Origin of the sequence: Kutzneria sp. CA-103260 (assembly GCF_018263855.1) — a bacterium.
Taxonomy (GTDB): Bacteria; Actinomycetota; Actinomycetes; order Mycobacteriales; family Pseudonocardiaceae; genus Kutzneria.
In genome coordinates, this window is sequence record NZ_CP073318.1 from 10,046,445 (window position 1) to 10,072,904 (window position 26,460).

At 69.7% G+C, this 26,460-nt stretch carries 28 protein-coding genes; 19 read left to right on the top strand and 9 right to left on the bottom strand.

Features of this window, described 5'->3' with window-relative positions; translation table 11 throughout:
- Positions 1–26 precede the first annotated feature (26 nt).
- Complete coding sequence (locus JJ691_RS45040; protein WP_442912564.1) at positions 27–569, bottom strand: NUDIX domain-containing protein; 543 nt, start codon at positions 567–569, stop codon at positions 27–29.
- A gap of 312 nt (positions 570–881) precedes the next feature.
- Between JJ691_RS45040 and nucS the strand changes: the two genes are divergently transcribed.
- Complete coding sequence (gene nucS, locus JJ691_RS45045) at positions 882–1,541, top strand: endonuclease NucS (RefSeq protein ID WP_211765514.1); 660 nt, start codon at positions 882–884, stop codon at positions 1,539–1,541.
- Position 1,542: 1 nt separating this feature from the next.
- Here the strand turns inward: nucS and JJ691_RS45050 are convergent, their stop codons facing one another.
- Positions 1,543–2,448, bottom strand: a complete 906-nt coding sequence (locus JJ691_RS45050) for a glycoside hydrolase family 25 protein (protein WP_211765515.1) — start codon at positions 2,446–2,448, stop codon at positions 1,543–1,545.
- Positions 2,449–2,734: 286 nt separating this feature from the next.
- On the opposite strand from JJ691_RS45050, the gene JJ691_RS45055 reads away from it, so the two are divergent.
- The 3 genes from JJ691_RS45055 (at position 2,735) to JJ691_RS45065 (ending at position 5,242) form a co-directional block, all read left to right on the top strand.
- A complete protein-coding gene (locus tag JJ691_RS45055; protein WP_211765516.1) occupies positions 2,735–3,607 on the top strand; it encodes an SDR family NAD(P)-dependent oxidoreductase in 873 nt (290 codons plus the stop codon).
- Positions 3,604–4,518 carry an alpha/beta hydrolase gene (locus tag JJ691_RS45060; RefSeq protein WP_211765517.1) on the top strand — a complete coding sequence of 305 codons (915 nt, stop codon included), beginning with the start codon at positions 3,604–3,606 and terminating at the stop codon, positions 4,516–4,518. The genes JJ691_RS45055 and JJ691_RS45060 overlap by 4 nt, the downstream gene beginning before the upstream one ends.
- Positions 4,519–4,747: 229 nt before the next feature.
- Positions 4,748–5,242 carry a hypothetical protein gene (locus tag JJ691_RS45065; protein WP_211765518.1) on the top strand — a complete coding sequence of 165 codons (495 nt, stop codon included), beginning with the start codon at positions 4,748–4,750 and terminating at the stop codon, positions 5,240–5,242.
- A gap of 155 nt (positions 5,243–5,397) precedes the next feature.
- Here the strand turns inward: JJ691_RS45065 and JJ691_RS45070 are convergent, their stop codons facing one another.
- Positions 5,398–6,312, bottom strand: a complete 915-nt coding sequence (locus JJ691_RS45070) for a cytochrome c oxidase assembly protein (protein WP_249227437.1) — start codon at positions 6,310–6,312, stop codon at positions 5,398–5,400.
- A 51-nt stretch (positions 6,313–6,363) separates the two neighbouring features.
- On the opposite strand from JJ691_RS45070, the gene JJ691_RS45075 reads away from it, so the two are divergent.
- From JJ691_RS45075 to JJ691_RS45095, 5 genes are all read left to right on the top strand, one after another.
- Positions 6,364–6,762: an HIT family protein gene (locus JJ691_RS45075; protein WP_256449322.1), complete on the top strand. Its 399-nt coding sequence runs from the start codon at positions 6,364–6,366 to the stop codon at positions 6,760–6,762.
- 180 nt (positions 6,763–6,942) lie between these two features.
- Positions 6,943–8,637 (top strand): sodium:solute symporter family protein, encoded by a 1,695-nt coding sequence (locus JJ691_RS45080; protein ID WP_211765520.1) that lies wholly within the window; start codon positions 6,943–6,945, stop codon positions 8,635–8,637.
- Between the two features lie 16 nt (positions 8,638–8,653).
- A complete protein-coding gene (locus JJ691_RS45085; RefSeq protein ID WP_211765521.1) occupies positions 8,654–8,932 on the top strand; it encodes a hypothetical protein in 279 nt (92 codons plus the stop codon).
- 284 nt (positions 8,933–9,216) lie between these two features.
- Complete coding sequence (locus JJ691_RS45090; protein WP_211765522.1) at positions 9,217–10,173, top strand: hypothetical protein; 957 nt, start codon at positions 9,217–9,219, stop codon at positions 10,171–10,173.
- Positions 10,174–10,281: 108 nt separating this feature from the next.
- Positions 10,282–11,790 carry an aldehyde dehydrogenase family protein gene (locus JJ691_RS45095; RefSeq protein WP_211765523.1) on the top strand — a complete coding sequence of 503 codons (1,509 nt, stop codon included), beginning with the start codon at positions 10,282–10,284 and terminating at the stop codon, positions 11,788–11,790.
- A 151-nt stretch (positions 11,791–11,941) separates the two neighbouring features.
- Here the strand turns inward: JJ691_RS45095 and JJ691_RS45100 are convergent, their stop codons facing one another.
- The gene (locus JJ691_RS45100) at positions 11,942–12,946 is read right to left on the bottom strand and encodes an ABC transporter substrate-binding protein (protein ID WP_211765524.1); all 1,005 of its coding nucleotides are present in this window, start codon (positions 12,944–12,946) and stop codon (positions 11,942–11,944) included.
- 100 nt (positions 12,947–13,046) lie between these two features.
- Between JJ691_RS45100 and dhaK the strand changes: the two genes are divergently transcribed.
- The 7 genes from dhaK to JJ691_RS45135 all read left to right on the top strand — a co-directional run bounded on the left by dhaK (position 13,047) and on the right by JJ691_RS45135 (position 18,959).
- The gene (gene dhaK / locus JJ691_RS45105) at positions 13,047–14,048 is read left to right on the top strand and encodes a dihydroxyacetone kinase subunit DhaK (RefSeq protein WP_211765525.1); all 1,002 of its coding nucleotides are present in this window, start codon (positions 13,047–13,049) and stop codon (positions 14,046–14,048) included.
- 2 nt (positions 14,049–14,050) lie between these two features.
- Positions 14,051–14,671 (top strand): dihydroxyacetone kinase subunit DhaL, encoded by a 621-nt coding sequence (gene dhaL / locus JJ691_RS45110; protein WP_211765526.1) that lies wholly within the window; start codon positions 14,051–14,053, stop codon positions 14,669–14,671.
- Complete coding sequence (dhaM, locus tag JJ691_RS45115; RefSeq protein ID WP_211765527.1) at positions 14,668–15,333, top strand: dihydroxyacetone kinase phosphoryl donor subunit DhaM; 666 nt, start codon at positions 14,668–14,670, stop codon at positions 15,331–15,333. Before dhaL ends, dhaM begins: the two co-directional genes overlap by 4 nt.
- A 108-nt stretch (positions 15,334–15,441) precedes the next feature.
- A complete protein-coding gene (locus JJ691_RS45120) occupies positions 15,442–16,068 on the top strand; it encodes a hypothetical protein (protein WP_211765528.1) in 627 nt (208 codons plus the stop codon).
- Between the two features lie 9 nt (positions 16,069–16,077).
- Positions 16,078–16,782: a class F sortase gene (locus JJ691_RS45125; protein WP_211765529.1), complete on the top strand. Its 705-nt coding sequence runs from the start codon at positions 16,078–16,080 to the stop codon at positions 16,780–16,782.
- A gap of 186 nt (positions 16,783–16,968) precedes the next feature.
- Positions 16,969–18,741 (top strand): 3-hydroxyacyl-CoA dehydrogenase family protein, encoded by a 1,773-nt coding sequence (locus tag JJ691_RS45130; protein WP_211765530.1) that lies wholly within the window; start codon positions 16,969–16,971, stop codon positions 18,739–18,741.
- Positions 18,742–18,761: 20 nt separating this feature from the next.
- A complete protein-coding gene (locus JJ691_RS45135; RefSeq protein ID WP_211765531.1) occupies positions 18,762–18,959 on the top strand; it encodes a hypothetical protein in 198 nt (65 codons plus the stop codon).
- Positions 18,960–19,245: 286 nt separating this feature from the next.
- Here the strand turns inward: JJ691_RS45135 and JJ691_RS45140 are convergent, their stop codons facing one another.
- Both JJ691_RS45140 and JJ691_RS45145 read right to left on the bottom strand, forming a co-directional pair.
- Complete coding sequence (locus tag JJ691_RS45140; RefSeq protein WP_211765532.1) at positions 19,246–20,391, bottom strand: DUF222 domain-containing protein; 1,146 nt, start codon at positions 20,389–20,391, stop codon at positions 19,246–19,248.
- 314 nt (positions 20,392–20,705) lie between these two features.
- The gene (locus JJ691_RS45145; RefSeq protein WP_211765533.1) at positions 20,706–20,909 is read right to left on the bottom strand and encodes an FmdB family zinc ribbon protein; all 204 of its coding nucleotides are present in this window, start codon (positions 20,907–20,909) and stop codon (positions 20,706–20,708) included.
- Between the two features lie 48 nt (positions 20,910–20,957).
- Between JJ691_RS45145 and JJ691_RS45150 the strand changes: the two genes are divergently transcribed.
- Both JJ691_RS45150 and JJ691_RS45155 read left to right on the top strand, forming a co-directional pair.
- Positions 20,958–21,251 carry a hypothetical protein gene (locus JJ691_RS45150; protein ID WP_211765534.1) on the top strand — a complete coding sequence of 98 codons (294 nt, stop codon included), beginning with the start codon at positions 20,958–20,960 and terminating at the stop codon, positions 21,249–21,251.
- A gap of 103 nt (positions 21,252–21,354) precedes the next feature.
- The gene (locus tag JJ691_RS45155; RefSeq protein WP_249227439.1) at positions 21,355–22,065 is read left to right on the top strand and encodes an alpha/beta hydrolase; all 711 of its coding nucleotides are present in this window, start codon (positions 21,355–21,357) and stop codon (positions 22,063–22,065) included.
- Positions 22,066–22,124: 59 nt separating this feature from the next.
- Here JJ691_RS45155 and JJ691_RS45160 read toward each other — a convergent pair whose 3' ends face one another.
- Positions 22,125–22,667, bottom strand: coding sequence for an AAA family ATPase (locus JJ691_RS45160; RefSeq protein WP_249227440.1), 543 nt, complete (start codon positions 22,665–22,667; stop codon positions 22,125–22,127).
- A 26-nt stretch (positions 22,668–22,693) separates the two neighbouring features.
- Between JJ691_RS45160 and JJ691_RS45165 the strand changes: the two genes are divergently transcribed.
- Positions 22,694–23,386, top strand: coding sequence for an alpha/beta fold hydrolase (locus JJ691_RS45165; protein WP_211765536.1), 693 nt, complete (start codon positions 22,694–22,696; stop codon positions 23,384–23,386).
- Between the two features lie 56 nt (positions 23,387–23,442).
- On the opposite strand, the gene JJ691_RS53215 is transcribed toward JJ691_RS45165, so the two are convergent.
- Positions 23,443–25,011 (bottom strand): chromosome segregation protein, encoded by a 1,569-nt coding sequence (locus JJ691_RS53215; protein ID WP_211765537.1) that lies wholly within the window; start codon positions 25,009–25,011, stop codon positions 23,443–23,445.
- A 58-nt stretch (positions 25,012–25,069) separates the two neighbouring features.
- Complete coding sequence (gene ccrA / locus JJ691_RS45175) at positions 25,070–26,401, bottom strand: crotonyl-CoA carboxylase/reductase (RefSeq protein WP_211765538.1); 1,332 nt, start codon at positions 26,399–26,401, stop codon at positions 25,070–25,072.
- Positions 26,402–26,460: the final 59 nt, after the last annotated feature.

A 26,460-nucleotide genomic window follows, 5' to 3' on the forward strand; every position in this document is an offset into this window, starting at 1 on the left:
TAGCAAAGCTTAAAGCGAAACGCGAGTTACGTAGCTGACCTCGACTGACGGGCCTCGTGCAGGAGCAGCAGCGTGTACGCGGCGACCGACTGCGCGTCGGTGATCTCGCCGCGGGCGATCATCGCCTCGAACTCGGCGCGGGTGAACCACGCCGTGCGCATGTCCTGCTCCTCCACCTCCCGCTCCGCGTGGCCCTCGGTCAGGCCGGTGGCCAGGAACACCGTGCCGCGTTGGCTGGCCATGCCCGGGGCCACGTCGAGAACGCCCAGCTCCACGAGCTCGCTGGCGCGCAGCCCGGTCTCCTCGCGCAGCTCCCGGGCGGCCAGCGCCTTGGCCTCCATGTCGGCCAGCCCCGGCGCGGTGCCCTGGCAGAACTCCCAGCGCCGCAGCCCCAGCGGGTAGCGGAACTGCTCGACCAGGTGCAGCCGGTCCCCGTCCAGCGGGATGACCAGGGCGTAGTTGGGCTTGTCGACCACGCCGTAGATGCCGGCCGAGCCGTCCGGGCGACGGATGTCGTCCTCGCGGACGGTCATCCAGGCGTTGCGGTACACCTCACGAGAACTGAGCATTTCCACAGTGTTGATTTTGCCCCGCCTTCGGCGGGGCGGCTCGGCCCCCGGGTAGCCGATGCCTCGCCCTTGCCGGATTTCGCCCGCCGCATCCGGCCAGGTGGTGGGGCACGTCGGGTGGCGGCGGGCGAAATCCGGCAACCGTGCGAAGCACCGGCGGGGCCGAGCGGTCTCCTGTGCTGGAGGCAAGAGTCCTGGGCGCTGGCGCTGGCGGCGGCGACGGTACCGATACGCGCAGGTCATCCCGATTGACGGGGGCGCGGGCCCGACCCCGGCGGCGTCCGCGGTGGATCGCCCAGTACTTTGGGCCGGGTGCGTCTTGTGATCGCGCGGTGCCAGGTCGACTACGTCGGCAGGCTGACCGCCCACCTGCCGATGGCCAACCGGCTGCTGCTCATCAAGGCCGACGGCTCGGTGTCGGTGCACTCCGACGACCGCGCCTACAAGCCGCTGAACTGGATGAGCCCGCCGTGCTGGCTGATCGAGGACCCGGGCGTGTGGACCGTGCAGAACAAGGCCGGCGAGAAGCTGGTGATCTCGCTCGAGGAGGTCATGCACGACTCCAAGCACGAGCTGGGCATCGAGCCGGGCCTGGTCAAGGACGGCGTCGAGGCGCACCTCCAGGTGCTGCTGGCCGAGCACGTGCACACCCTCGGCGACGGCTGGTCGTTGGTGCGCCGCGAGTTCCCGACGGCGATCGGGCCGGTGGACCTGATGTGCCGGGACGCCGAGGGCGTGTCGGTGGCCGTGGAGATCAAGCGGCGCGGGGAGATCGACGGGGTCGAGCAGCTGACCCGGTACCTGGAGCTGCTCAACCGCGACCCGCTGCTGGCCCCGGTGAAGGGCGTGTTCGCCGCGCAGCAGATCAAGCCGCAGGCCCGGGTGTTGGCCGAGGACCGCGGCATTCGCTGTGTGACGCTGGACTACGAGGCGCTCAAGGGTACCGACTCCGACGAGTTCCGGCTGTTCTGAGTCACTGCCCGTTCTGGGTCGCCGGCGGCGTGGCCGACGGCTGCTTGCCGGTGATCACGCCGCCCAGGAATTCCAGCTCGGCCTTGCGCCGGCCCACCATGTCGTTCCAGACGCCCGGCGGAACGTCCAGTTTGGGCACCTGGTTGGCCGCGACGACCGCGCTCCAGTTGCTGCCGTCGACGCCGACGAAGTCGCCGTTGGGGTAGAGCAGCGCCACGTCCCCGGTCTCGGTGTTGCCGATGAACCAGAAGCCAGCCATCTCTTCGTCCTCTCCGATGGTCAGGGCGGCGGCGTCGAAGGCGCCGACGGTGACACTGCGGTCGGTGGGGCGCGCCGAACCGGGGGTCGGCGCGGCGTTGGTGTACTGGTGCACGGCCAGTCGCGGATGTGACCAGCCAACGTCGCCCGGGTTCACGCCGTACCGGGCCGCGCACAGGTAGATGTCGCCGTCGGCCCAGTCGCCGGGGCGCATCATGCCGCTGGCCCACCAGCTCTGCGGGGCGTACACGCACAGCTTCCGTTGGCCGGTCGCCGCGCGCAGGGCGTCCCGGAAGGCCGGCACGAATCCGTTGACACTGCTGGCATTCCAGGTGATCCCGTCGGTCGGCGAGTCCTCCAGGTCCAGCATCGGCAGCATCGCGCCGCCGTGGAACGCGCCCAGCGGGGCCGCCACCGACACGAAGTGGCTCACGTTGGCCGCCGCGCTGACGTTCGGGTCCGGGAAGTGGTACGCCCCGGTGATCAGCCCGGCCGCCGCCGATCCGGCGAACTGCCCGGCGAACAGCGGATTGGTGTAGTAGTCGCCCTGGGTCGCCTTCGTCCAGGTCCAAGCGTTGCCGCCGCCGCGGACCTGCGACCAGTTGGTGATCGTGTTGTAGCCGCTGACATCGATGCCGTAGTCGGCCATGGGCTCCTCACGGTGTCGGGACAGCGAGTCATACGCGCAGTGCGCCCTATTGGATCAGATACCCAGCCGCCGATCAGCCGTAACCCAGTCACAGCAGGCATAGCCGATCGGATCATGTCGACCGCACTCCGCTGCCGGACGGGGTCGTGTCCACTGCTCCGTCCGGGGGTCGCGTTGCTCCGGTCGTGATGCTCGACACTATTGAATGAACGTTCACTTGACTGTGATTCCGGGTGGAGCTAGCGTTCCAAGTATCAAATGAACGTTCACTCAATAAGGGGTGGTCATGTCCAAGGTCTTTCTCGTCACGGGTAGTTCTCGGGGACTGGGCCGGGAAATCGTGCTGGCGGCCCTGGCCGCCGGGCACCGGGTGGCCGCCACCGCGCGCCGCCCGGAGCAGTTGACCGATCTGGTCGAGCAGTACGGCGATCGCGTGCTGCCGATCGCGCTGGACGTCGCCGACGCCGAGGGCGCCCAGCGCGCGGTCGGCGCGGCCGTGGACGCATTCGGCCGGCTGGACGTGGTGGTCAACAACGCCGGCTACGCCAACCTGGCGTCGGTCGAGGACATCACGGCCGCGGACTTTCGGGCCCAGCTGGACACCAACCTGCTCGGCGTGGTCAACGTGAGCAAGGCGGCCCTGCCCGTGCTGCGGGCGCAGGGGAGCGGGCACGTCATCCAGGTCTCCTCGCTCGGCGGGCGGACCGCGACGCCCGGACTTTCCGCTTACCAGGCGGCAAAGTGGGCCGTCGGCGGCTTCTCCGAGGTGCTGGCCCAGGAGGTCGCGCCGCTGGGGATCAAGGTGACTGTGCTGGAGCCCGGCGGCATGCGCACCGACTGGGCCGGCTCCTCGATGGCCGTGCCGCCGATCAGCCCGCCGTACCAGCCGACTGTCGGCGCCCTGGCCGCCATGTTCGGCAGCACCGACCTCCAGCCGGCCGGCGATCCGGTGAAGGTCGCACAGGTTGTGTTGCAGGTGGCCGATCTCCCCGAGCCGCCAGTTCGCCTGCTGCTGGGCAGCGACGCCGTGCAGTACGCCGCCCTGGCCGCCCAGACTCGGGCCGCCGAGGACGCGAAGTGGCGTGACCTCAGCGTTTCCACCGACCATGACACCGCCACCGCTGCCGACATCGACCCCCTGAGCGAGGTGCGGCGATGATCTCCGTGGACCCCGGTCTGCTCGCGGAACAGTTGGCCGCCAACAAGATTCTCGCCGCCGCGCCGCATCCGGACGTACGCACTGAGGAGGGCCTGGCCACCCTGCGCCTGATCAGCTCGCCCCCGCCACCCGCCACCGAGCTAAGCCCCGTCGAACGTCGAATCCCTGGCCCCGCCGGCGAAATCCGCCTGCGGATCTTCGTTCCCGCCGGCGAGCCCCGCGGCGTGCTGCTTCGCATCCACGGCGGCGGCTTCGCCGCCGGCCGGCCCGAGGACGACGACGCCGTCAACGACACCCTCGCCCGCGCCAGCAATCTCGTCGTCGTCAGCCCCGAGTACCGCCTCGTGCCCGACGTGACCCTGCCCGACCAGATCGAGGACTGCCTCGCCGCCGCCCGCTGGACGATTTCTCAGTACCAGGGCCAGAAACTGTTGCTGGGCGGCATTTCCGCCGGCGCCCACCTCTCCGCCGCCACCCTCCTCCGGCTCCGGTCCGAACCCGGCTTCTCCCGCGTCGTCGGCATTCACCTCGACAGCGGCGTCTTCGACCTCTCCCACACCCCCAGCGCCCGCGCCGCCGACGACTCCACCCTCGTCCTCGGCCGCCGCACCCTCGACAGCGTTGTCGCCATCGCCCTTCCCGGCTGCTCCCCGGCCCGCCTCCGCGACCCCTCCTTCTCGCCCCTGTTCGCCGATCTCCACGGCCTGCCCCCGGCCCTCCTCACCGCCGGCGAACTCGACCCCCTCGTCGACGACTCCGCCTTCCTCGCCGCCCGCTGGCAGCTCGCCCACAACCAGGCCGACCTCGACATCTGGCCCAGCTGCCCACACGCCTTCACCAATCTCGGCACCCCACTCGCAGCCCCGGCGCTGTCCCGCGTCACCGCGTGGATCGATTCCCGTCTCGGATGACTCCGTGCGACCGGGAAATGCCCGCCACTGACGATTGAGTGACCCGGATGTCGTGGTTGTGCAACAATTGTGCGACGGGGCAACCGGGACTCATTCACTAGGTGGTCCAGCGGTTTTGGTTGCGTGGTCAGGGGTTTCCGTCCGAATCGGGACAGGATGCTGGCGGGGCCGGTGAAACGTTGGCATAGCTGGACGTGTTCACATTCCCGTCGGCAGTTCGGAGCCCGAGGTGATTGAAGCGCTGTCCCGGCTGGCCGCCATCACGGCGGCGTCGGTGCTCGCAGGCATGGTGCCGGGGGCGGCGGCGCCGCCGGCCTCGGTGCAGGCATCGGCGCCGGTCGAGCACAAGACCTGCAAGTCGGTGAGCAAGAGCGAGGGCGACCAGCTGTCGGCCAAGCAGCTGGCGAAGTTGGCCAAGGACACCGGGTTCACCGGCGACGGCCTGGTCGACGCGGTGGCGGTGGCCCTGGCCGAGAGCAGCGGCTTCACCAAGGCATTGCTGGTCAACGAGAACTGCACCCGGGACCGCGGCCTGTGGCAGATCAACGACTACTGGCACCCCGAGGTGAGCGAGCAGCAGGCGTTCGACCCGACCGAGAACGCCAAGGCGGCCTACGACATCTCCAGCCAGGGCACGGCCTGGGACCAGTGGTCCACCTGGGAGAGCGGCGCCTACAAGGACTACCTACCGGACGCCGAGCAGGCGGTGAACAACCCCGGCTGACCGGCGGCCCGTGGGTTCCCGCTCGAACAACCCTCCATCGGGCGGGAACTCCGCGGGAGAGAAGGAAAGCGCGGCCGAGAGGAAGGCAGGGGCCGGTCGGCCGGGCGGAACAGTGGCGCAAGTGTCCGGCCGTTGCGGCAGCCTCGGAAAGTGAGTCAGCCGCGGCGGAAGCGTTCGGACAGCGTCGGGTCCGACTCCCACCAGGGGCGGGTGGAGTCCTCGCCGGCCTCCTCCCGCTCGTCCAGCACGCGGTCGATCTCCTTGGCCTGCTTGGCGTCCTCCTTGGTCATGCGGTTGACCAGCGCGCCGAGGAAGGGCAGGCCGGCCAGGTCGCCGACGATCCAGAGCACGCCGGCGCCGAAGGTCTGGTCCAGCCGCAGGTCGGGGCCCCAGGTGCGGCCGAGGGCCTGGTAGTAGGACTCGGCGACGATGTGGCCGGAGAACCAGAGGGTCAGGCCCAGGGCGGCGTCGCAGACGACCTCGGCCAGGGTGATCCAGACGGACACCAGGTGGTGGAAGCGCCGCGGCACGGGGTCGAGCTGCAAACGGCTCCAAAAGTAAACAAGACCGATCAGGAGCAGGGCCAGGCGGGTGAGCTCGTCGACCACGCCGTTGCGGAGCACGGTCGGGTACCAGTCGGTGAAGTAGAGCAGCCACGGCGTGGCGATGAGCAGCGCGGAGGCGGTGGCGGGAAAGGCGATGACCTTCCCGAAAGGCCCGTGCAGCAAGGAACGCAGCGGCGAGACGAGCCAGCCAGGTCCGGTGTCGCGGAGCAGGGTGAACGGGGCGCCCAGCGCCAGGCCCAACGGAACGACCATGAGCAGCAGGATGATCTGCGCGGCCCGCATGAAGAACAGGGTGTCGGCGTAGACGCCGATGCTGGACAGGGTGGCGATGGCGTAGACACCGAGGCCCGCGGCGTAGAAGGCGATCACCCGGGCCCGGGGCCAGTGGCCGTGGCGGCGCACGGACCGGCCGTACCAACCGCCGAGCAACACCAGCACCAGCAGGGACACCGGGTCGGCCGTCCACGACGTGAGGGCGGTGACCAACGTGAGAGGCTCCGGCACGGCCTCCAGTCTGTCACTGCCGGAAAGGCGTCCACTGTGGACCCGAATTGCGTGTTCTGTGCCATTGTGTCCGGTGTCGCGCCGGCCAGTGTGGTGCACGAGGACGAGCACCTGATCGCCTTCTGCGACCTGATGCCGGTCAATCGGGGCCACCTGCTCATAGCGCCCAAGCGGCACGCGACGAACCTGGCGGAGCTGCCGGAGGAGACGGGCGCCCTGATGTTCCCGTTGGCGCAGCGGCTGGCCGCGCGGATCCGGCGGAGTCTGCGGCCCGACGGCGTCAACCTGGTGCTGGCGGACGGCCGGGCGGCCGGACAGACCGTCTTTCACGTCCACCTGCACGTGATCCCGCGCATGCTCGAGGACGGGTTCGCGCTGCACGGCGGCGCTCGGGCGGCTACCCGGAGTGATCTTGACCAGGTCGCGGAGCTGCTCCGCCGCGAGCTGTGATCGACTCGTGACCGGGTGTCGCCGTGCGGGTACACCCATGGTCATTTAGTGTGACTTTCCAACAAATACAACAGCTGGGTTTCGACCTGTTCACCGCCACTTGACTGTGCGGTAACGTTCGCTTCCGCCACATGGTGGTGAATGCTGTTCGGTGCTGTTCGATGTGTGGAGGTGGGGCCGGTGACCGTCCTTGCGGACGCGAACCTCCGGCTGGACGCCGGACCCGTGGACTACGTCCTACTCGGCTTCTACTTCGTCCTGGTCCTGGGCATCGGCGCGCTGGCCCGCCGCTCGGTGTCCTCCAGCCTGGACTTCTTCCTGTCCGGCCGGTCGATGCCGGCCTGGGTCACGGGCCTGGCCTTCATCTCGGCGAACCTGGGCGCGGTCGAGATCTTCGGCATGACCGCCAACGGCGCGCAGTACGGCGTGCCGACGGTGCACTACTACTGGATCGGCGCCATCCCGGCCATGGTCTTCCTCGGCCTGGTGATGATGCCCTTCTACTACGGCTCCAAGGTGCGAAGCGTGCCGGAGTTCCTGCTCCGCCGCTTCGGCCGGTTCGCCCACCTGGTCAACAGCCTCAGCTTCGCGCTGGCCCAGGTGCTGATCGCCGGCGTCAACCTGTTCGCGCTGGCCACCGTGATCAACCTGCTGCTGGGCTGGCCGACCTGGGTGGCGATCATCGTCGCGGCCGCGGTCGTGCTGGCGTACACCACGCTGGGCGGCCTGTCCGCGGCCATCTACAACGAGGTCATGCAGTTCTTCGTGATCGTCGCGATGCTGCTGCCGCTGACCATCGTCGGCCTGTACAAGGTGGGCGGCTGGAACGGCCTGGTCGCCAAGATCACCGCGGCCAACTCCGACGCCGCCGCCGAGCTGCACTCCTGGCCCGGCTCCAACCTGACCGGCATCTCCAACAGCGTGCTCTCGGTCATCGGCCTGGTGTTCGGCCTCGGCTTCGTGTTGTCCTTCGGTTACTGGACCACGAACTTCGCCGAGGTCCAGCGGGCGCTGTCGGCCAAGAGCATGTCGGCGGCCCGGCGCACGCCGCTGATCGGCGCGTACCCGAAGACGCTGATCGTGCTGCTGATCTTCATCCCGGGCATGATCGCCGCGGTGATCTCGCCCGAGCTGGCCGCGTTCAAGGCCAGCGGCGGCACGCTGCAGAACGGCGTGACCTACAACAACACCATCGAGCTGCTGATCCGCGACCTGCTGCCCAACGGCATGCTGGGCGTGGCCATCACCGGCCTGGTCGCGGCGTTCATGGCCGGCATGGCGGCCAGCGTCAGCTCGTTCAACACGGTCTTCACCTACGACCTGTGGCAGACCTACGTCGTCAAGAACAAGCCGGACGAGTACTACCTGCGGGTCGGCCGGACGATCACGATCGTCGGCTGCGTCATCGCGATCGGCACCGCGTTCATCGCCGGGCAGTTCAACAACATCATGGACTACCTCCAGACGTTGTTCGGCTTCTTCAACGCGCCGCTGTTCGCGACCTTCCTGCTGGGCATGTTCTGGAAGCGCATGTCGCCGATGGCCGGCGGTGTCGGCCTGATCGTCGGCACGCTGTCCGCGGTCACCATCGACGTCCTCAACCGGACCGGCGCGCTGACGCTGTCCGGCCAGGGCGCCAGCTTCGTGGCGGCCAGCGCGGCGTTCATCATGGACATCGTGGTCAGCGTGCTGGTCACGCTGGTGACCGCGCCCAAGCCGGACTCGGAGCTGGTCGGGCTGGTGTGGTCGCTGACGCCGCGGGACAGCCTCAAGCACTCCGACACCGGCGAGAACGCCGGTTGGTACCGCAAGCCGGTCGTGCTGGGCGTCGGCGTGCTGGCGCTGGCGGCCGTCCTGAACATCATCTTCTGGTGAGGGAGGAAACACTCCGATGAGCGAGCCTGTGAAGAAGCAGCGCGCGGGGCTGTTCGACCTCCGCTACGTGCTGGCCCTGCTGTTCGTGGTCTACGGCGCGGTGCTGACCGTGATGGGCATCGGTTTCACCAGCCAGGCCGGACTGGACAAGTCCGACGGCATCAACATCAACCTGTGGGGCGGGATCGTGATGCTCCTGGTGGGCATCGCCTTCGCCCTGTGGGCCCGGCTGCGTCCCATCGTGGTGACGGAGACCGAGCCCGCCGACGACGCCACTGGCGCCGGCGAGAACTGATCTACCAACGGCGGTCGGTGCTGAGGGAAACTTCAGCGCCGGCCGCTGTGCCGGTGCGGGTACACCGGGTTGAACGCCTCCACGGTCCACGCGTCGAACCGACGAGCCGCCTTGCGGGCCTGCTTGCGCAGAACCTTGATCACTGCTGTCCCCTTCCGGGTCTGTCTCTCGAACCTTGCACTGGGTATGACGTGTTGATCTTCTGAATCGTTCCCGAAACTCTCGGTGAGACCGATCACGGGATTCAGGTCACACGGATCGCCGCAGGTCGCTACCGTGCACCCGTGCTCCGCCTCGCCTGCGCCGTGTTCGCGGCCGCCGTCGTGCTCACGGCCTGTTCCTCCGGTGTCGACACGACCCGCTCGGTGTCCGCGCGCACCACCGTCGCCGCCCCGACCAGCGGCGCCGACGCGGGGCCGGTGGACCCGGCACTCACCGAGGCGAAGCTGCGTGCGGTCGACCCGTGCGGGCTGCTCGACGCGAGGCTGCTCGGCGACATCGGCACTCCCAGCGGCCAGCCCTCGGGCGATGCCTTCCAGGGGTGCCACGCGGGCGTCACCGTGAACGGGCAGCAGGTGACGGTTTCGGTCACGCTCGGCGACGCCGTGCCCGAGCTGGACCACGACGCGCTCGCGCTGGCCGGCCTGCGGGTGCTGGCGGCCAAGCAGGACGCGAGCTGCACGGAGAAGGCCGTCACCCAGGACGCGCCGAGCCGGGCCGTCGTGGTCCGCGTCGACGCCAAGGGCGGCGACCCGTGCGGCATCGGCAAGCAGGCGCTGACCGCGGTGATCGCCCGGATCCGCACCGCCCCGCCGCAGCTGCCGGCCGGCGGCAGCGTGATGGCCGCCGTCGATCCGTGCACGCTGGTCGACCAGGCGACGGTCGCCGCGCTGGTCGGGCCCCAGGCACGGCTGGACTCCGAGTCGCTGCACGACTGCGCCTGGCGGCAGAACGGGATCACCCTGGAGATCTACGCCAAGATCGCCGGCAACCCGGCCGTGCCCGGCTTCGACAAGCCGCCGACGCCGGTCGACCTGGGCGGCGTCACCGCCTACCAGTCCGACAGCTCGACGTCCTACCCGTCGTGCACGGTGCAGTGGGCCGACCGCCCGATCTCGGGCAGCCAGGGCGAGGTCGTCACGGTCTACGTGGGCAACGGGCAGAAGACGCCGGGGGTCGACACCTGCGGTCGCGCCGTCGCCGCGGGCAAGATCGTCACGACCAAGCTGCCCAAATCCTGATTCACTCTCCCGGCGGCGCGACATCGCCGGGAGAATGGGTGCTGACGGGGACGGGTCCCCTTGCGTACTCTTCAGTAACAAGCTGAGTGCCCAATGCCGGGAGGGTCGATGACTCAGACAGCGCCGGAGAGCAGTGCGGTGACCACCTCGGGTGACGGGCGGTTCGCCTCACTGGACCCGCGCACCGGAGAGGTCGTCGCCCACCACCCGATCCACAGCGCCAAACAGGTCGCCGACGCGGTGGCGCAGGCCCGGCGGGCCGTCAACTGGTGGCAGGAGCTGGGTTTCGCCGGCCGCAAGGAGCGGCTGGACGCCTGGCGGCGGCTGCTGGTCAAGCGGCTGGACGAGGCGGCCGGCCTGATCAGCGCCGAGACCGGCAAGCCGGCCGCGGACGCCAAGCTGGAGATGGTGCTCGTCATCGACCACCTGCACTGGGCCGCCCGCAACGCCGAGCGTGTGCTGCGCAAGCGCCGCGTGCCGGCCGGGCTGCTGATGTCCAACCAGTCCGCCACCCTGGAGTACCTGCCGGTCGGCGTGGTCGGTGTGATCGGGCCGTGGAACTACCCGGCGTTCACGCCGATGGGTTCCATCGCCTACGCGCTGGCAGCCGGCAACACCGTGGTGTTCAAGCCTTCGGAGCTGACGCCCGGTGTCGGCACCTGGCTGGCCGACACGCTGGCCGAGATCGTGCCCGAGCACCCGGTGCTCAGCGTGGTCACCGGCTTCGGCGAGACCGGCTCGGCGCTGTGTCGGTCCGGTGTGGACAAGCTGGCCTTCACCGGCTCGACCGCGACCGGCAAGCGCGTGATGGCGGCCTGCGCCGAGTCGCTGACGCCGGTTCTGGTGGAGTGCGGCGGCAAGGACGCGCTGATCGTCGACTACGACGCCGACGTGTCGCTGGCCGCCGACGCGGCGGTGTGGGGCGCGATGTCCAACGCCGGCCAGACCTGCATCGGCGTCGAGCGGGTGTACGTGCACGAGGACGTGGCCGACGAGTTCACCGCCGCCGTGCGCAAGCTCGCGGCCAAGCTCCGGCCGGGCGGCGACCCCGGGGCCGACCTCGGGCCGATCACCATGCCGTCCCAGGTCGACATCATTCGCGGGCACGTGCAGGACGCCCTCGACAAGGGTGCGAAGGCCCTGGTCGGCGGGGTCGAGTCGGTGCGGCCGCCGTTCGTCGAGCCGGTGGTGCTGGCCGACGTGCCGGAGGACTCGACGGCGATCACCGAGGAGACCTTCGGGCCGACCGTCACCATCAACCGGGTACGCGACGTGGACGAGGCGATCCGGCTGGCCAACGCCGGCAAGTACGGCCTCGGCGGCACCGTGTTCTCCAAGGCCCGCGGCGAGGAGCTGGCCCGCCGGCTGAAGGCCGGCATGGTGTCGATCAACGGCGTGGTGGCGTTCGCGGCCATCCCGTCGCTGCCCTTCGGCGGCGTCGGCGACTCCGGCTTCGGCCGCATCCACGGCGAGGACGGCCTGCGCGAGTTCGCCCGCCCGCAGGCGGTGGCCCGGCGCAAGTTCAAGGGGCTGCTCAACCCCATGTCGTTCACCCGCGGCGCCGGCACCGTCCGCCAGCTGCTGGCCATCGTCAAACTCCGCTACGGCCGCAAGTGACGTTTCTGGGTCTCCAAGACCTACAAACCCGCCTCTGAGAAGTCGCCAACCGCCCCAAACCCTGTCGGGTCTGGGGCGGTTGGTCTATCCGAGGCTGGGGTTTGCTGCTGTTGGAGACCGCTGAGAACGAGGTTTGTAGGTCTTGGAGACCTCAGGCCTGGAGGGTCGAGCGGAGGTCCTTGAGGACGGAGCTGGCGGCCAGGACGCCGAGGCCGAGGTACCAGGTCTCGTCGGCGACGGGCTTGGCGTGGCCGGCCTTCACGGCGGTCAGCGTCGGCCACAGCGGGCCGCCGAGCACGCCGGCCTGGCCCGTCTTGCCGGGGTCGCCGTAGGTGCCGTAGAGGATCCAGTCGGCGTCGGCCTTGCCGATCTGCTCGGCGCTGACCTCCACGGCCAGGTCGTTGACCTTGCCGGACTCGGTCACCGGCAGGCCGGTGTCGGCCAGCACGGTGCCGACGAAGGACTTGGCGGCGTAGAGCCGGATCCGGCCGGGCATGAAGCGCAGCATGGAGATCACCGGCAGCTTGCCCAGTTTGGCCTGCGCGTCCGTGCCGAGCTGCTTGGCCGCGGCCTCGTAGTCGCCGATCAGCTTGTCGGCCTGGTCGGTGCTGCCCAGCGCGGCCGAGTTGAGCCGGAAGTCGCTCTTCCAGGTGTAGCCGGGACGTTCGGAGAACACCGTGGGCGCGATCTTGGCCAGCAGCGGGTACTGCTTCTCGGCGCGCAGCTTGGAGCCGAGGATCAGGTCCGGCTTGAGCGCGGCGATGGCCTCCAGGTTGAGCGAGTTGGTGCTGCCGACGTTGGCCGGCCTGCCGGCCTTGTCGCCGATGTAGGACGGCATGTCCGGGGAGCCGTCGGGAAAGGCCACGCCGACGGGCTGCACGCCGAGCGCCACCACGTTGTCCAGCTCGCCGGTGTCGAGCACGACGACCCGGGTCGGCTTGTGGTCCAGCGTGGTCTTGCCCATGGCGTGCGTGATGGTGCGCGGGAACACGCCGGGCAGCGCGTCCGTGCCGTACTTGGCGGTGCGGGCGCCGGCGTCGAGGAAGCCGGGGCCGCCCTGCGCCACCTCGGAGCGGCCGTCCGAGGACGGGGCCTGCCCGCAGGCGGTCATGGTGAGCGCGACCGCGACCAGCACGGCAATTCCCTTGGATCTCATGTTAGGTGAGCCTACCCTTGCAATTTCGGGCTGGCGTGTGATGTGTTCGCGGGGGTAGGAAGGGCGGGCCGGACGGTTGCCGCAGCGAGGGGACACCGCGATGAAGAAGATCATCAACGACCCGTCCACAGTGGTCGATGAGGCCTTGCAGGGCATGGCGTTGGCCCATCCGGACCTGCTACGGGTGCAACGGGATCCAGCCGTGGTGTGGCGCGCCGACGCGCCGGTCCAGGGCAAGGTGGCGATCATCTCCGGCGGCGGCGCCGGCCACGAGCCGATGCACGGCGGCTTCGTCGGCACGGGCATGTTGGACGCCGCGTGCCCGGGGGCGGTGTTCACCTCGCCGACGCCGGATCAGGTGCAGGCCGCGGCCGACCAGGTCAACGGCGGCGCCGGCGTGCTGCTGATCGTCAAGAACTACACCGGCGACGTGCTGAACTTCGAGACCGCGGCGGAGCTCGTCGGCATGGACGACGTGGACGTGCGCACGGTGGTGATCGACGACGACGTGGCCGTGAAGGACTCGCTGTACACGGCCGGTCGACGCGGCGTGGCCGGAACCCTGTTGCTGGAGAAGATCGTTGGCGCGGCGGCGGAGCAGGGCGCGGACCTCGACCGGTGCGAAGCCTTGGCCCGCAAGGTGGTGGCCAACGTCCGGTCACTCGGGTTGGCCCTGACCCCGTGCACGGTGCCGCATGTCGGGCAGCCGAGCTTCGAGCTGGCCGACGACGAGTACGAGCTGGGCATCGGCATCCACGGCGAGCCCGGCCGCGAGCGGAGGAAGATGGAACCGGCCGACGACCTGGTGCGCCGGCTGCTCGACCCGGTGCTGGCGGACCTGCCCTTCGCCGCCGGCGACCGGGTGCTGCTGTTCACCAACTCGATGGGCGGCACGCCGCTGGTGGAGCTGTACCTGGCCCACGGCATCGCCGAGAAGCTGTTGGCGGAGAAGGGAATTGTCGTGGAACGCCGACTCGTCGGCCCGTATGTGACAAGCCTGGAGATGCAGGGCATGAGCGTGACGCTGCTGAAGCTGGACGACGAGTTGGCCGAGCTGTGGGACGCGCCGGTGCGCACCGCGGCGCTGCGTTGGGGGATGTGACGATGGGCTGCTCGACTGCGGATGTGGCGTCGGCGGTGCGGGCGATGGCGGCGGTGGTCGCCGAGCACCGGGACGAGCTGGTCGACCTGGACCGGGCGATCGGCGACGGCGACCACGGCGAGAACCTCAAGCGTGGCTTCGGTTTTGTGGTGACGGCCCTGGACTCGTCCGAAGTGGGCAGTCCGGCGGCGGTGCTGAAGCTGGTGGCGAAGACGTTGATTTCGAAGGTCGGTGGTGCCTCCGGCCCGTTGTACGGCACGGCTTTCCTACGCGCGGCAACGGATCTGGAAGAAGTCGACGGATCCTCGGTTGCCGTCGCGCTGCGGGCCGCATTGGACGGTGTGGTTGCGAGGGGCAAGGCGGAGGTCGGCGACAAGACGATGGTCGACGCTCTCCGACCGGCGGTCGAGGCGGCTGAGGCCGTCAAGGACAAGTCGGTGGCGGAGGTGCTGGCGGCCGCCGCGGCCGCCGCCGAAGCCGGTGCGGAGTCGACGATTCCGTTGGTGGCACGCAAGGGGCGGGCCTCCTACCTCGGCGAGCGGTCGGCCGGGCACCTGGACCCGGGCGCTCGGTCGACGGCGTTGTTGCTGCGATCGCTGGCTGATTCGGCGGCCGCGTCATGACCGTCGGACTGGTGATCGTCTCGCACAGCGTCCGACTGGCCGAGGGCGTGGCCGAGCTGGCCGGGCAGATGGCTCCGGGTGTGGCGATCCGGGCCGCGGGAGGCATGGAGGACGGTTCGCTCGGAACCGATTTCGACCGGGTGCTCACCGCGCTGGAGCGGGCTGACTCCGGCGACGGCGCGGTGCTGCTCTACGACCTGGGCAGCGCCCGGATGATCGCCGACCTGGTCGTGGAGGCGCATGCGAATCCGTTGCACGCGGTGGTGGTGGACGCCCCGGTGGTGGAGGGCGCGGTCGCGGCGGCCGTCGCCGCGCAGGGTGGTGGCGACCTCGCCGCCGTGGCCCGGGCCGCCGGCGAGCGGACGCCGGAGTTCGGCGAGCAGGCCCCGCCGGCCGCCGGCGAAAGCGTCGAACTGGTGTTGCGCAACGAGGTCGGCCTGCACGCCCGGCCGGCCGCGCTGCTGGTGCGCACGATCGCCAGCCTCAAGGCCGACGTGACCGTCTGTCACAACGGCCAGCAGGCCGACGCCCGCAGCGTGCTGGCGCTGATGGGCCTGTCGGCGCGGGGCGGTGACACGATCAAGGTGGTGGCCGACGGGCCGGACGCGGCGGAGGCGCTGCGCCGGATCAGCAAGCTGGTGGAGATCGAGTTCGAGGAGTAGTCCGGAAACGCACTGAACCGTCCGAGCGGCTGGCGGCGTAGTTGGCGGCGATCGTCACTGGCAGCTCGACCGACCGGCCGGCTCAGTGCTTTTCAGGAAGGACTGCTCATGGTTGTCACTCGGGTGGTCGCCGCGGGCGCGGCGCTCGCCGCGCTCACGCTCGTCGCGGTGGCGCCGGTCGCGTACGCCGACACCGGCAACGACCGGAACAACGGGAACGCGTCGCTGCGGATCGAGCCGTCGCAGCGTTCCTACCACGGCGGCGACATGATCAAGCTCGACGCCAAGTGCAACTCCAACCGCGCCGACATCGCCGTCTCGGCCGCGCTCGACAACGTCAAGGAATGGGTCAGGACCGGCCGCAACGACTTCAACCTCCAGGCCACCGCCCGAGTCCGCAGCGACGTGAAGTCGGGCCGGTTCGACATCTCCTTCCGCTGCGGTGACCAGAAGATCTCCGTCTCGATCGACGTGGACAACGGCAACCGCGGTGGCGGTGGTGGTGGCACCACCACGAACACCACGACGACCAACACCACGACATCGACCACCGTGGGCACTTCGACCACCATGGTCTACCCCAGCGGCGCGCCCCAGACCGGTGGCGAAGGGCCGTCCGACACCGGTTCCGGGATGCTCGGATTGGCCGAACTCGGCGGCATCGTGCTGATCGCCGGCGCCGGCGTCGGGGTCGCGGTGAACCGCCGCCGCCGGCTCGCCGTCCAGCGCGGCTGAGGGCAGGGCATGGAGCCGACACTGCACATCCCCAACCCCCATCGGGACGGGGGATCGTCCGGCCGGCGCACCGCGTACATCATCGCTGGTGCGCTGGCCGTGGTGGTCGCGCTGACCGCGTTCGCGTTCGGGATCATCCACTCCGGCTCGCCCCAGAACACGGCGCTGACCTCGTCGGCTCCGGGGGTGACCGGCCAGCAGACGGCCGTCGCCCCGTCCTCGTCGGTGCAACAGGCCCCGCCGGCCGCCGACAACGGGACCCGGCCCAGCCTGCCGGTGCGGGTGGACGTGGACGCGATCAACGCTCACTCCTCGTTGGTCCAACTTGGACTGAACGCGGACAAGACCGTCCAGGTGCCGCCGGTCAACGAGCCGCTGCAGGCCGGCTGGTACAAGTTCGGCGTCCGGCCGGGCGAGCTCGGCAAGGCCGTGATCCTCGGGCACGTGGACGGCGGCGGGCAGCTCGGCGTCTTCAACCGACTGCGCGACCTCAAGCCCGGCGACGTGGCCAAGGTGACCGAGCAGGGCGGGCAGGTGCTGAACTTCGTGGTGCGCCAGGTGCAGCAGATCCCCAAGAACCAGTTCCCGACCCAGGCCGTGTACGGGCCGTCCACGCAGCGCGAGCTGCGGCTGATCACCTGCGGCGGCGCGTTCGACAAGTCGAGCGGCAACTACGTGGACAACATCATCGTGTCCGCGGTCATGTCCACCTGAGTCGTCGGCGCCGGGGCGTGTCGATCCTGGGTGGTGCGTTCCCGGCGCCGGCCCCAACTTGCACGATTCGGTGGCGAAGCTCACCCGGATGAGCGGTCGCGCCATGGCAGTATCTCCGCCAAGCTCGGATGTTACTGACGCGTAGCAAGCCAGTGACGCCGCTTCGACGAGCGCCGGAGGTCCGCCGTGACGCGCGAAATTTCCACCGTCGGGATTGTGGGTCTGGGCACCATGGGTGCCGGCATCGCGGAGGTGTGCGCGCGCAGCGGGCTACGCGTGGTAGCGGTCGAGGTCGACGAGGCCGCGATCGCCAAGGGGCGCGGGCACATCGAGCACTCCACCGCCCGCGCGGTCAGCGGCGGCAAGCTCGACGAGGCCGGCCGGGCCGAGCTGCTGGGCCGAATCTCCTGCACCACAAGCCTTTCCGGGCTGGCCGAGGTCGACCTGGTGATCGAGGCCGTGCCGGAGAACCTGGCGCTCAAGGCTGAGGTCTTCGCGCAGCTGGACAAGATCGTGCGGCCCGAGGTGATCCTCGCGTCCAACACCTCGTCGCTGTCCATCACCGAGATCAGCGTGCACACCGGGCGACCGGGCAAGGTGCTGGGGCTGCACTTCTTCAACCCCGCGCCGGTGCTCAAGCTGGTCGAGGTGGTGCGCACCGTCGTCACCGAGCACGACGTCGTCGACGACGCCGTCGCTTTCCTCGACGGGCTGGGAAAAACGCCGGTGGTGATCGGCGACCGGGCCGGCTTCATCGCCAACGCGCTGCTGTTCGGCTACCTCAACCACGCCGTGCGGATGTACGAGAGTCGTTACGCCACAAGGGAAGACCTCGACGCCGCGATGCGCTACGGCTGCGGCTATCCGATGGGACCGTTGGCGCTGCTGGACTTGATCGGTCTGGACACCGCGTACGAGATCCTCGACACGATGTACCACCAGTCCCGCAACCGCCTGCACGCGCCGGCGCCCATCCTCAAGCAGATGATCACCGCTGGGTTGCTGGGTCGTAAGTCCGGGCGGGGTTTCTACACCTACGAGGCTGCGGATTCGCCTGTGGTGGTTGCGGATTCCGCTGTGTCGGCGGTAGTTGGCGGTTCCCCGCGGGAGGTGCGCCGGGTCGGCGTGATCGGCACCGGCACCATGGCCACCGGCATCGTCGAGGTTTTCGCCAAGGCCGGGAACGATGTCGTGCTGCGGGCCCGTGGTGCGGACAAGGCCGAGGCCGCGCTGGGGAAGATTCGGAAGTCGCTGGACAAGGCTGTGTCGAAAGGAAAGTTGGCGGAGGCCGACCGGGATGCGGCGTTGGGGCGCATCCACACCACAGTCGACTTCGAGGCGCTGGCCGACTGTGATCTGGTGATCGAGGCGGTCGCCGAGGAACTTTCCGTGAAGCAGGCGGTTTTCAGGGCGCTGGACGAGGTGTGCAAGCCGGGGGCCGTGCTCGCCACCACGACTTCTTCGTTGCCGGTCATCGAATGCGCCGCCGCCACGTCGCGGCCTGCTGATGTGATCGGGCTGCACTTCTTCAACCCGGCGCAGGTGATGAAGCTCGTCGAGATCGTGTCGACGATCGCCACCTCGCCTGATGTTGTCGCCACAGCCCATGCGGTGTGCACTCGGTTGCGCAAGGAGCCTGTGCACTGTGGCGACAGGGCCGGGTTCATCGTCAACGCGCTGCTGTTTCCGTACCTCAACGACGCCGTGAAGATGCTTGAGGCGCACTACGCCGAGGCCGACGACATCGACACCGCGATGAAGGTCGGCTGCGGGTTGCCGATGGGGCCGTTCGAACTGCTCGATGTGGTGGGGTTGGACGTCTCGCTGGCGATCGAGCGCACGTTGTACCTGGAGTTCCGCGAGGCTGGGTTCGCGCCCGCGCCGCTGCTCGAACATCTGGTCACCGCTGGGCGGTTGGGTCGTAAGACCGGCCAGGGGTTCCGCGACTACACCGGGTGACGCTTCGCTACCCTCTGCGCGTGACGATCATGCGCATCACTGGGTTGCCGCCCCGGGCCTACGACACCATCCAGGCTCGGGCCCGCGCCGCTGGGCAATCGGTTGAGGAATACGTCCGGGGGCATTTGATCGCGTTGGCGTCGCAGCGGACGTCGGACGAGATGTTGAACGAGATTGAGGCTCGGTTGGCTCGGCCGGTTTTTGGGGATCGTGAATAGCTGGCGGAGGCTGTGGTGGGGTTGCGGGCCGGTGGGGGAGGTTGGCTCGGTTTGGGTGGTGTTAGGGCGGGTTAGGTGGGGGCTGGGGTGGGTGGGTTGGTTGCGGTTGGGTGGGGTGTTGCTTTTAGGGCGGCTTTGGAGGGGAGAGAGGGGTGGGGGAGGCTTGAGGTCGAGGGATGGTGTGGTTGGAATGAGGGGTTAGGGTTCAGGTTTTTGGGGTTTTCGGGCTTTGGTTTCCCTTGGTTCGTTTCGCTGTGGAGTTGTCAAAGAACGGGTGGGGCGGGGGTCAGTATTGGTGGGGTTGAGTGGTGTAGTGGCGGCCTAGTGGGGTGGTCCAGTGCAGGGTCCCGTCCTGGTCCAGAGTCACGATGTGGTTGCCGTGTTTGAGGTGGTGGTGATGGGCGCAGTAGCCCTTGAGTTGGGTGGCGTTGGTGTCGCCGGCGGGCCAGGGGATGGTGTGGTCGAGTTCTTGGATGGGGGTGGTGCAGCCGGGGGCGGAGCAGACTCCACCGGCGTTGAGTTCGGCGAATTCCTTGATGCGTGCGGTGGGGCGGTAGGTGTCGGTACTCAGTTCGGAAGCCCGGCGGTACTGGTCCAGCAGGAGTCCGCGCCAGGGGGCGTGCATGGCCAGCTCGCGGGCCGAGTCGGCGGCGATCGGCCCGTAGCCGTCGAGCAAGCCCGGGTCCTCGGTCAGGCCCATCAGGGTCTCCAGGGAGATGGTGACGTGCACCTTGACCTTGCGGTCGACGCCGTAGCCCAGGAAGCGGTCCAGGAAGGCGTCGGCGCGTTTCTGGTCGGTGGTGCGGTCGTCTTTGACCAGGGCCCGGGCGTCCTGGGTGAGGACGTCGTAGACCTGGCGGGCGTCGAGTGCGGTGAGGGTGATCCTCAGTTGCGCCATGCCGTCGGGTAGCGGCGTGAACTCGACCCGACGGTCCTGCTTGGCCTTCAGACGGCGCTGGTCGTAGCCGGTGGGGTCGACCTTCGCGACCAGGGCGGTGGTCCGCCGGGCGAGCTGCGTGCGGGTCAGCCCCGAAGCCACCCCGACTAGTTCGTCTTCGACCTCGGCGATCATGGCGGGGTTGGGCAGGTTGACGATCCGCTCGTCCACGGTCTCCAGCCGCCGCAGGTCCAACTCTCCCCGCCGCAGCAGCTCCGACAGCCGAGGCAACCGGTCCAACACCTCACTGCCGCGCTTCTGCCGTACCACCGACTGCTCCGGCTCATGGATGGCCATCGCCAGCTCGGCAGTGTCCTCGACGCCGCTCAGAATGGACAGCTGCACGTGATCGACGAAGGCTTTGATCTTCCGCGCCACAATGAACGCCGTCACCTGCTGATCGGCGGTCAGAGCGTTGAGATCCACACCCATGAGCAGATCCAGCAGAGCCCCGCAAGGCTCTCCACTCTCCAACTCTCGGGTGAGTTCTTCCATGCCTCCAGAATACGCCACTCAAAGATCGAACTCGATTCACTAACGGGTGAATTCGAGTTTCATGCATAATCGCAAACCTAACCCCGCAAATCCAGCCACCGCCCCCTCTAACCTCGGAGGGTGGATTTTGCGTGGAGGGGGGCGATGGCGTACGCTCGTCCGGCGAATCGAGGCAGGCGCAGCCTGCCCGATGATTGCCTCGATTGCCATCGCCCAGAGGCTCCACGCAAAATCCACCCGGAGCTAACCCAAAATCCAATCCCCGCCAAACCGGACCCGTCGAACCCCTGCCGCGCCCCAAAAGACCCAAGCCACTAACCCCCGCAACATCCCCCACCGCAACACCCGCCGCCACCCGCCGGAGCCGCCGCCCCGGTGTTCACACCGACCGTCGTGAGCAGCTTGACGGTGTCATCGTGCCCGGCGGGACAGCCGGCCGGGTCGGAGGCGCTGCTCATGGGCCGGTTCACCTCGAACGTGTCGCCACACTCGCGGCACCGGAACTCGTAGATCGGCATGGGGCCATTGTCGGGCACCGGGAGGGTCGCCGGATAGCCTGGTGACCCGTGCCCCGCCGAAACCGCCCCCAGCGCCCGAAGGGTGACGACGAGCCGCGCCCGTCAACGTTCGGCTGGGCCAGGACGGAGTCGGGTCCGGACGGCGACTGGAACGTCCGGCCGGTCGGCGGCTCCGACAAGACGTACCGGTGTCCGGGCTGCGACCACGAGATCCGCCCGGGCACACCGCACGTGGTGGCCTGGCCGGCCGAGGACTTCGGCGGCGTGGAAGACCGCCGGCACTGGCACACCGCGTGCTGGAACAGCCGGGGCCGTCGAAGACCGACCTCCCGGCGCTGGTGACCAGCGGAACTCAGCTCGGCGGGGCTGGTCGACCACCACAGCGTGGTCGAGGTCATGCCGGCATTGTGCGGTCCCGGACCCGCCGGGCTGGCACGATTTTTCGGTGACGGAGATTCGCGGCAACACGGTGTTGCCGGCCCGACGTGAGCCGATCACGTTGACCACGGCGGACGGGTTGCGGCTGGTGGGGGAGCTGGCGCTGCCGGCGGAGGCGGCGCCGAGGGCGACGGTGATCTGCCTGCACCCGCTGCCGACCCACGGCGGCATGATGGACTCGCACCTGTACCGCAAGGCCGCCAACCGGCTGCCGGCGTTGGCCGACATCGCGGTGCTGCGCTTCAACACCCGGGGCACGGCCAGCGACGCGGGCCGCAGCGAGGGCACGTTCGACAACGGCGACGCCGAGCGCCTGGATGTGGCGTCGGCGCTGGACTTCGCGAAGGCCCGGAACCTGCCCGACGTGTGGCTGGTGGGCTGGTCGTTCGGCACGGACCTGGCGCTGCGGCACGGCTGCCCGTCCGACGTCGAAGGGGCGGTGTTGATCTCCCCGCCGCTGCGCTTCAGCGGGCCCGAGGACCTGACGGCCTGGGCCGGCACCGACAAGCCGCTGGTCTGCCTGGTCCCGGAGTTCGACGACTACCTCCGCCCGGCCGCGGCCCGTGAGCGGTTCGCCGTGATCCCGCAGGCCCGGATCCAGGAGTTCGCCGGGGCGAAGCACCTGTTCGTCGGCTACACCGAGGCGGTGCTGGACGCCATCGTGGCCACGGTCGCGCCCGCGGTCCCGGTCCCGCTGCCGACGGTGTTCACCGCCTGAACTCCGCGCCGGACAGCCGGAACCTGGGCGAGCCTGCGCCGAACCACGTCGGGCAACGGTCACAGGTGCTCGATGCGGCTTTCCGGGAGCCGCTTCAGTACCTGTTCGACCGTCTCCTGGGCGGTCTGGGTGGAGGTGTCCAGCCACAGGCCGATGCGCGGGGTGTCCCGGTGCACCACGGCGTTGAGCGCGGCCGGCGTCCACACGTCGTCGTAGGCGATCTTGCCCCGCTCCGCCTCGCGCCGCCGCACCGTCGGTTCGTCCGGCACGAGCACCACCACGTGCAACGGCCGGGCCTTCAGCGAGCGGACGAACTCCACCAGGTGGCGGCCGATGATGACGTCCTCGACCACCGTGGCGAATCCGGCCTCGTGAAAGGAGTCGGCCAGCAGCGCGGTCTGCCGGTACCGCAGCGCCAGCTGGCGCAGCGCCTCGGGTGTCGGCTCCGGGGTCATGTCGGCCCGGCCGTTGCGGATCATGGTCCGCACGGCGTCGCCCTCGACGAAGGCGCTCGCCGGCAGCGCGTCGGCCAGCAGGCGGCCCACGGTGGTCTTGCCGGCGGCGGAGGTCCCGGTCAGCAGGATGAGCGGATGGTCAGCCACGACCGTCCACAGTAGCGTCGGCGGGCATGAGGTTGGTCCTGTTGCACGCATTCCCCCTCGACGCCCGAATGTGGGACGGCATTCGCGAGCCGTTCGCCAAACGTTTGCGGCTGGTCACGCCCGACCTCGGCGACGGGCCGCCCAGCCTGGACGCCGCCGCCGACACCCTGCTCGCTGACCTGGGTGACGAGCCCTTCGTGCTCGGCGGCTGCTCCATGGGCGGCTACCTGGCCATGGCCATCCTCCGCAAGGCTCCCGCCCAGGTCGCCGGCCTGCTTTTCGTCGACACCAAGTCCGCCGCCGACACCCCCGAGGCTCGGGACAACCGGCTCGCCATCGCCGCCCGCGCCGAGTCCGAGGGCGTCGCCGGCTGGCTGGCCGAGGCCATGCTCCCCAACCTCGTCGCCCCCACCGCCCGACCTGAGGTGCTGGCCACGCTGCGTGCTCTCATCGACTCCCAGCCCGGATCCGTCGTCGCCCGAGCCCAACGAGCCATGGCCGCCCGCCCCGATTCGACGGAGCTGTTGGCCGGCGTGACCGCGCCGACCCTCGTCGTACGAGGCGCCGAGGACGCCTTGATGGCCCCCGGCGCGGTTTCGGTGCCCGGCGCTCGCGTTGTGGAGTTGGCGGGTTGCGGGCACCTGCCGCCGGTCGAAGACCCCGAGGCGTTCGCCGCGGTGGTCCTGGATTGGTTGGCGGAACAGGGTTTCGTGGACTGAAACGACAACCAGCCCAGGACCTGGCGAGGTCCTGGGCTGGTCGGGTCGGTTGTGGCTCAGCGCTTGGCGGACTGGCGCGGCGGGGTCGGCCGCTGGATCTTCTTGGTCTGCTCCGCGTCCTTGCCGGCGGGCTGCTGTTGGGCCGGCTGCTGCTTGGCTTGCTGCGGCTGCTGCTTCGCCGGCTGCTTGGCCTGCGGACGACCCGGGCGCGGGGCCGCGGGCTTGGCCGGGACCTGCTGCACGGGCTGCGTGACCTGGTTCTGCGGCGTCGCCGGCCGGCCTCCCGCCTGAGCGGCCGGGTTGGTGGCGGTCAGCGGTGCGGCAGGAGCCGGAGCAGCCTGACCGGCCGCCGGAGCGCCAGTGGCCTGGGGCTGCCCGCTCGCCTGGGCGGGAGTGGCCTTGCCCTGGACCGGCTGTCCCTGCGCCGGCTGTCCCTGCGCGGCCTGGGCCTGCGCGGCTGCGGGCTGCGGTTGCACAGCCGAAGCCTGACCAGCGGGAGCGCCAGTGGCCTGGGCCGGAGCGGCGTTGCCCTGGGCGGGCTGCCCCTGAGCGGGCTGGCCCTGCGTGGCCGGAGTGCCAGTCGGCTGACCCTGCGCCGCCTGACCCTGAGCCGAGCCCGGGGCGGGGATGCCGCCTTCGGGCACCTTGACCTGCACGGTCGGGGACTCGTCGGCGGTCTTCTCCTCGGGCAGCCGCTCCAGCATGGGTGCGGCGGCGACGATCAGGCCGCGGGCCTCGGTGAGCTGGCCGGCGATGCGGTTGCGCAGACCACGGAGGTGGTCGACGCGGCGGGTGGCCTCGCCGACGCGGCGGGCGGATTCCTCGGTGGCCTCGCGGACACGGCGGTGGGCCTCGTCGGTGGCCTCCTGGAGCCGGGCGGTGGCCTCGGCGATGGAGTCGTGGCGGCGGCGGTTGGCCTCCTCCGTCGCCTCCCGGACCCGCTTCTCGGCCTCGTTCTTGCTGGCGGCCTCCTGCTCGGCCAGGGCCCGCATGGCGTCGGTGCGCCGCGAGGCCATGGCGATCTCGAAGTCCTCCTCGACCTGGGTCCGCTTGGCCAGGGAGTCGGTGTCGGCCTTGGTCCGCACCTGGGCGGCGGCCTCGTCGGCCTCGTCACGCCGGGCGGCCGACTCGTCGGTGATGCGCTTGGCCTCGGTGTGGGCGGCCTCCATGACACCCTTGTGCTCGGTCTCCATGGCGGCCCGCCGCGCGTCGAGGTCGCGCATCATCTGCTCGTACCGGGCCCGCAGCGCCGCGCCCTCCTCCTCGGCCCGGACCCGGATGTGCCCGGCCTCGGCCTCGGCGCGGGCCTTGGTCTCGTTGGCCTCCTCCTGGGCGAGCTTCAGCATTCGCTGCAGTCGCTCGCTCAGGCCCTCCAACGTGGTCGGCGGCAGCGACAGCCGGTCCACCTGTCCGCGCAGGTCGTCGATCTCCGACCGGGCCTTCTCCAGCTGCCGGGCCAGGTCGTTGGCCTGCGACACGGCGGCATCCCGGTCGGCGGCCAGCAGCTTCAGGTCGGCGTCCAGCCGTTCCAGGTGGTCCTCCACCTGGGCTTTGTCGTAACCGCGCTTGACGACGTCGAAGCCGGTTCCCAACGGGACGAGATCACGGTCGCTGCCAAGGGCCATGGGACCACGCTACCGGTACGGGTGATGCCGGTGTGCACGACGGAGGCCGGAAAACAGCTCACACACCTCGGAACCGGTTGATGTCGGACAGATGCCGCGCCCGCAGCTCGCCGTCGCGCACGCCGAGACCCTCGGCCGGGGCCAGGCACAGCACGCCGACCTTGCCCTGGTGCGCGTTGCTCTGCACGTCCCGGGCGGCCTGGCCGGTCTCGGCCAGTGTGTACACCTTGGACAGTGTGGGATGGATCTTCCCCTTGGCGATCAAGCGGTTGGCCTCCCACGCCTCGCGGTAGTTGGCGAAGTGCGAGCCGATGATCCGCTTGAGGTTCATCCACAGGTACCGGTTGTCGTAGCTGTGCAGGAAGCCGCTGGTGGACGCGCAGGTCACGATGGTGCCGCCCTTGCGGGCCACGTACACACTGGCCCCGAAGGTCTCCCGGCCGGGGTGCTCGAACACGATGTCGGGGTCGTCGCCGCCGGTCAGCTCGCGGATCTTGGCCCCGAACCGCTTCCACTCCTTGGGGTCCTGCTCGTGCTCGTCCTTCCAGAACCGGTAGCCCTCGGCGCTGCGGTTGATGATCAGCTCCGCGCCCATGCGCCGGCAGAGCTCGGCCTTCTCCTCGCTGGAGACCACGCACACCGGGATCGCCCCGCCGTTGAGCGCGAACTGCGTGGCGTAGGAGCCCAGCCCGCCGGAGGCGCCCCAGATCAGCACCGTGTCGCCCTGCTTCATATTGGCGCCGTTGGTGGACACCAACTGCCGGTAGGCGGTGGAGTTGACCAGCCCCGGGGAGGCGGCCTCCTCCCAGGTCAGGTGGCGGGGCTTGGGCATCAGCTGGTTGGTCTTGACCAGCGCCAGCTCGGCCAGCCCGCCGAAGTTGGTCTCGAAGCCCCAGATCCGCTGCTCCGGGTCGAGCATGGTGTCGTTGTGCCCGTCCGGGCTTTCCAGCTCGACCGACAGGCAGTGCGCGACCACCTCGTCGCCCGGCTTCCAGGCCTGCACGCCGGGCCCGGTGCGCAGCACAACGCCGGCCAGGTCGGAGCCGACCACGTGGTAGGGCTGGTCGTGCCGGGAGGCCAGCGGCGACGTCTTGCCGTAGCGCTTGAGGAAGCCGAAGGTGGACAGCGGCTCGAAGATCGAGGTCCACACGGTGTTGTAGTTGATGGCGCTGGCCATCACCGCGACCAGGGCCTCGCCGGGGCCCAGCTCCGGGGTGGGCACCTCGTCCAGGTGCAGCGAGCGGCGCGGGTCCTTGTCGGCGGTGGCCAGGCCGTCGAAGATCTCGACCTCGTCGGCGTGCACGGTCACGCCCCGGTATGTCTCCGGGACGGGCAGGTGGGCGAGCGCGTCGAGCTCGTCGGCGAGGATGGCGTCAAGGATCTTCTGCACGGCGGTGCCTCCGGGGCCTCGATGGGTCCGATCGCAGGTTGGAGGCAGGTTACCCACGA

Bases quoted from the DNA above. Each gene is read 5' to 3' on its own strand.
- JJ691_RS45040 (WP_442912564.1), bottom strand. From the start codon at position 569: ATGCTCAGTTCTCGTGAGGTGTACCGCAACGCCTGGATGACCGTCCGC.
- JJ691_RS45050 (WP_211765515.1), bottom strand. From the start codon at position 2,448: ATGGCCGACTACGGCATCGATGTCAGCGGCTACAACACGATCACCAAC.
- JJ691_RS45055 (WP_211765516.1), top strand. From the start codon at position 2,735: ATGTCCAAGGTCTTTCTCGTCACGGGTAGTTCTCGGGGACTGGGCCGG.
- JJ691_RS45060 (WP_211765517.1), top strand. From the start codon at position 3,604: ATGATCTCCGTGGACCCCGGTCTGCTCGCGGAACAGTTGGCCGCCAAC.
- JJ691_RS45085 (WP_211765521.1), top strand. From the start codon at position 8,654: ATGAGCGAGCCTGTGAAGAAGCAGCGCGCGGGGCTGTTCGACCTCCGC.
- JJ691_RS45095 (WP_211765523.1), top strand. From the start codon at position 10,282: ATGACTCAGACAGCGCCGGAGAGCAGTGCGGTGACCACCTCGGGTGAC.
- JJ691_RS45100 (WP_211765524.1), bottom strand. From the start codon at position 12,946: ATGAGATCCAAGGGAATTGCCGTGCTGGTCGCGGTCGCGCTCACCATG.
- dhaK (WP_211765525.1), top strand. From the start codon at position 13,047: ATGAAGAAGATCATCAACGACCCGTCCACAGTGGTCGATGAGGCCTTG.
- dhaL (WP_211765526.1), top strand. From the start codon at position 14,051: ATGGGCTGCTCGACTGCGGATGTGGCGTCGGCGGTGCGGGCGATGGCG.
- dhaM (WP_211765527.1), top strand. From the start codon at position 14,668: ATGACCGTCGGACTGGTGATCGTCTCGCACAGCGTCCGACTGGCCGAG.
- JJ691_RS45120 (WP_211765528.1), top strand. From the start codon at position 15,442: ATGGTTGTCACTCGGGTGGTCGCCGCGGGCGCGGCGCTCGCCGCGCTC.
- JJ691_RS45125 (WP_211765529.1), top strand. From the start codon at position 16,078: ATGGAGCCGACACTGCACATCCCCAACCCCCATCGGGACGGGGGATCG.
- JJ691_RS45140 (WP_211765532.1), bottom strand. From the start codon at position 20,391: ATGGAAGAACTCACCCGAGAGTTGGAGAGTGGAGAGCCTTGCGGGGCT.
- JJ691_RS45145 (WP_211765533.1), bottom strand. From the start codon at position 20,909: ATGCCGATCTACGAGTTCCGGTGCCGCGAGTGTGGCGACACGTTCGAG.
- JJ691_RS45165 (WP_211765536.1), top strand. From the start codon at position 22,694: ATGAGGTTGGTCCTGTTGCACGCATTCCCCCTCGACGCCCGAATGTGG.
- JJ691_RS53215 (WP_211765537.1), bottom strand. From the start codon at position 25,011: ATGGCCCTTGGCAGCGACCGTGATCTCGTCCCGTTGGGAACCGGCTTC.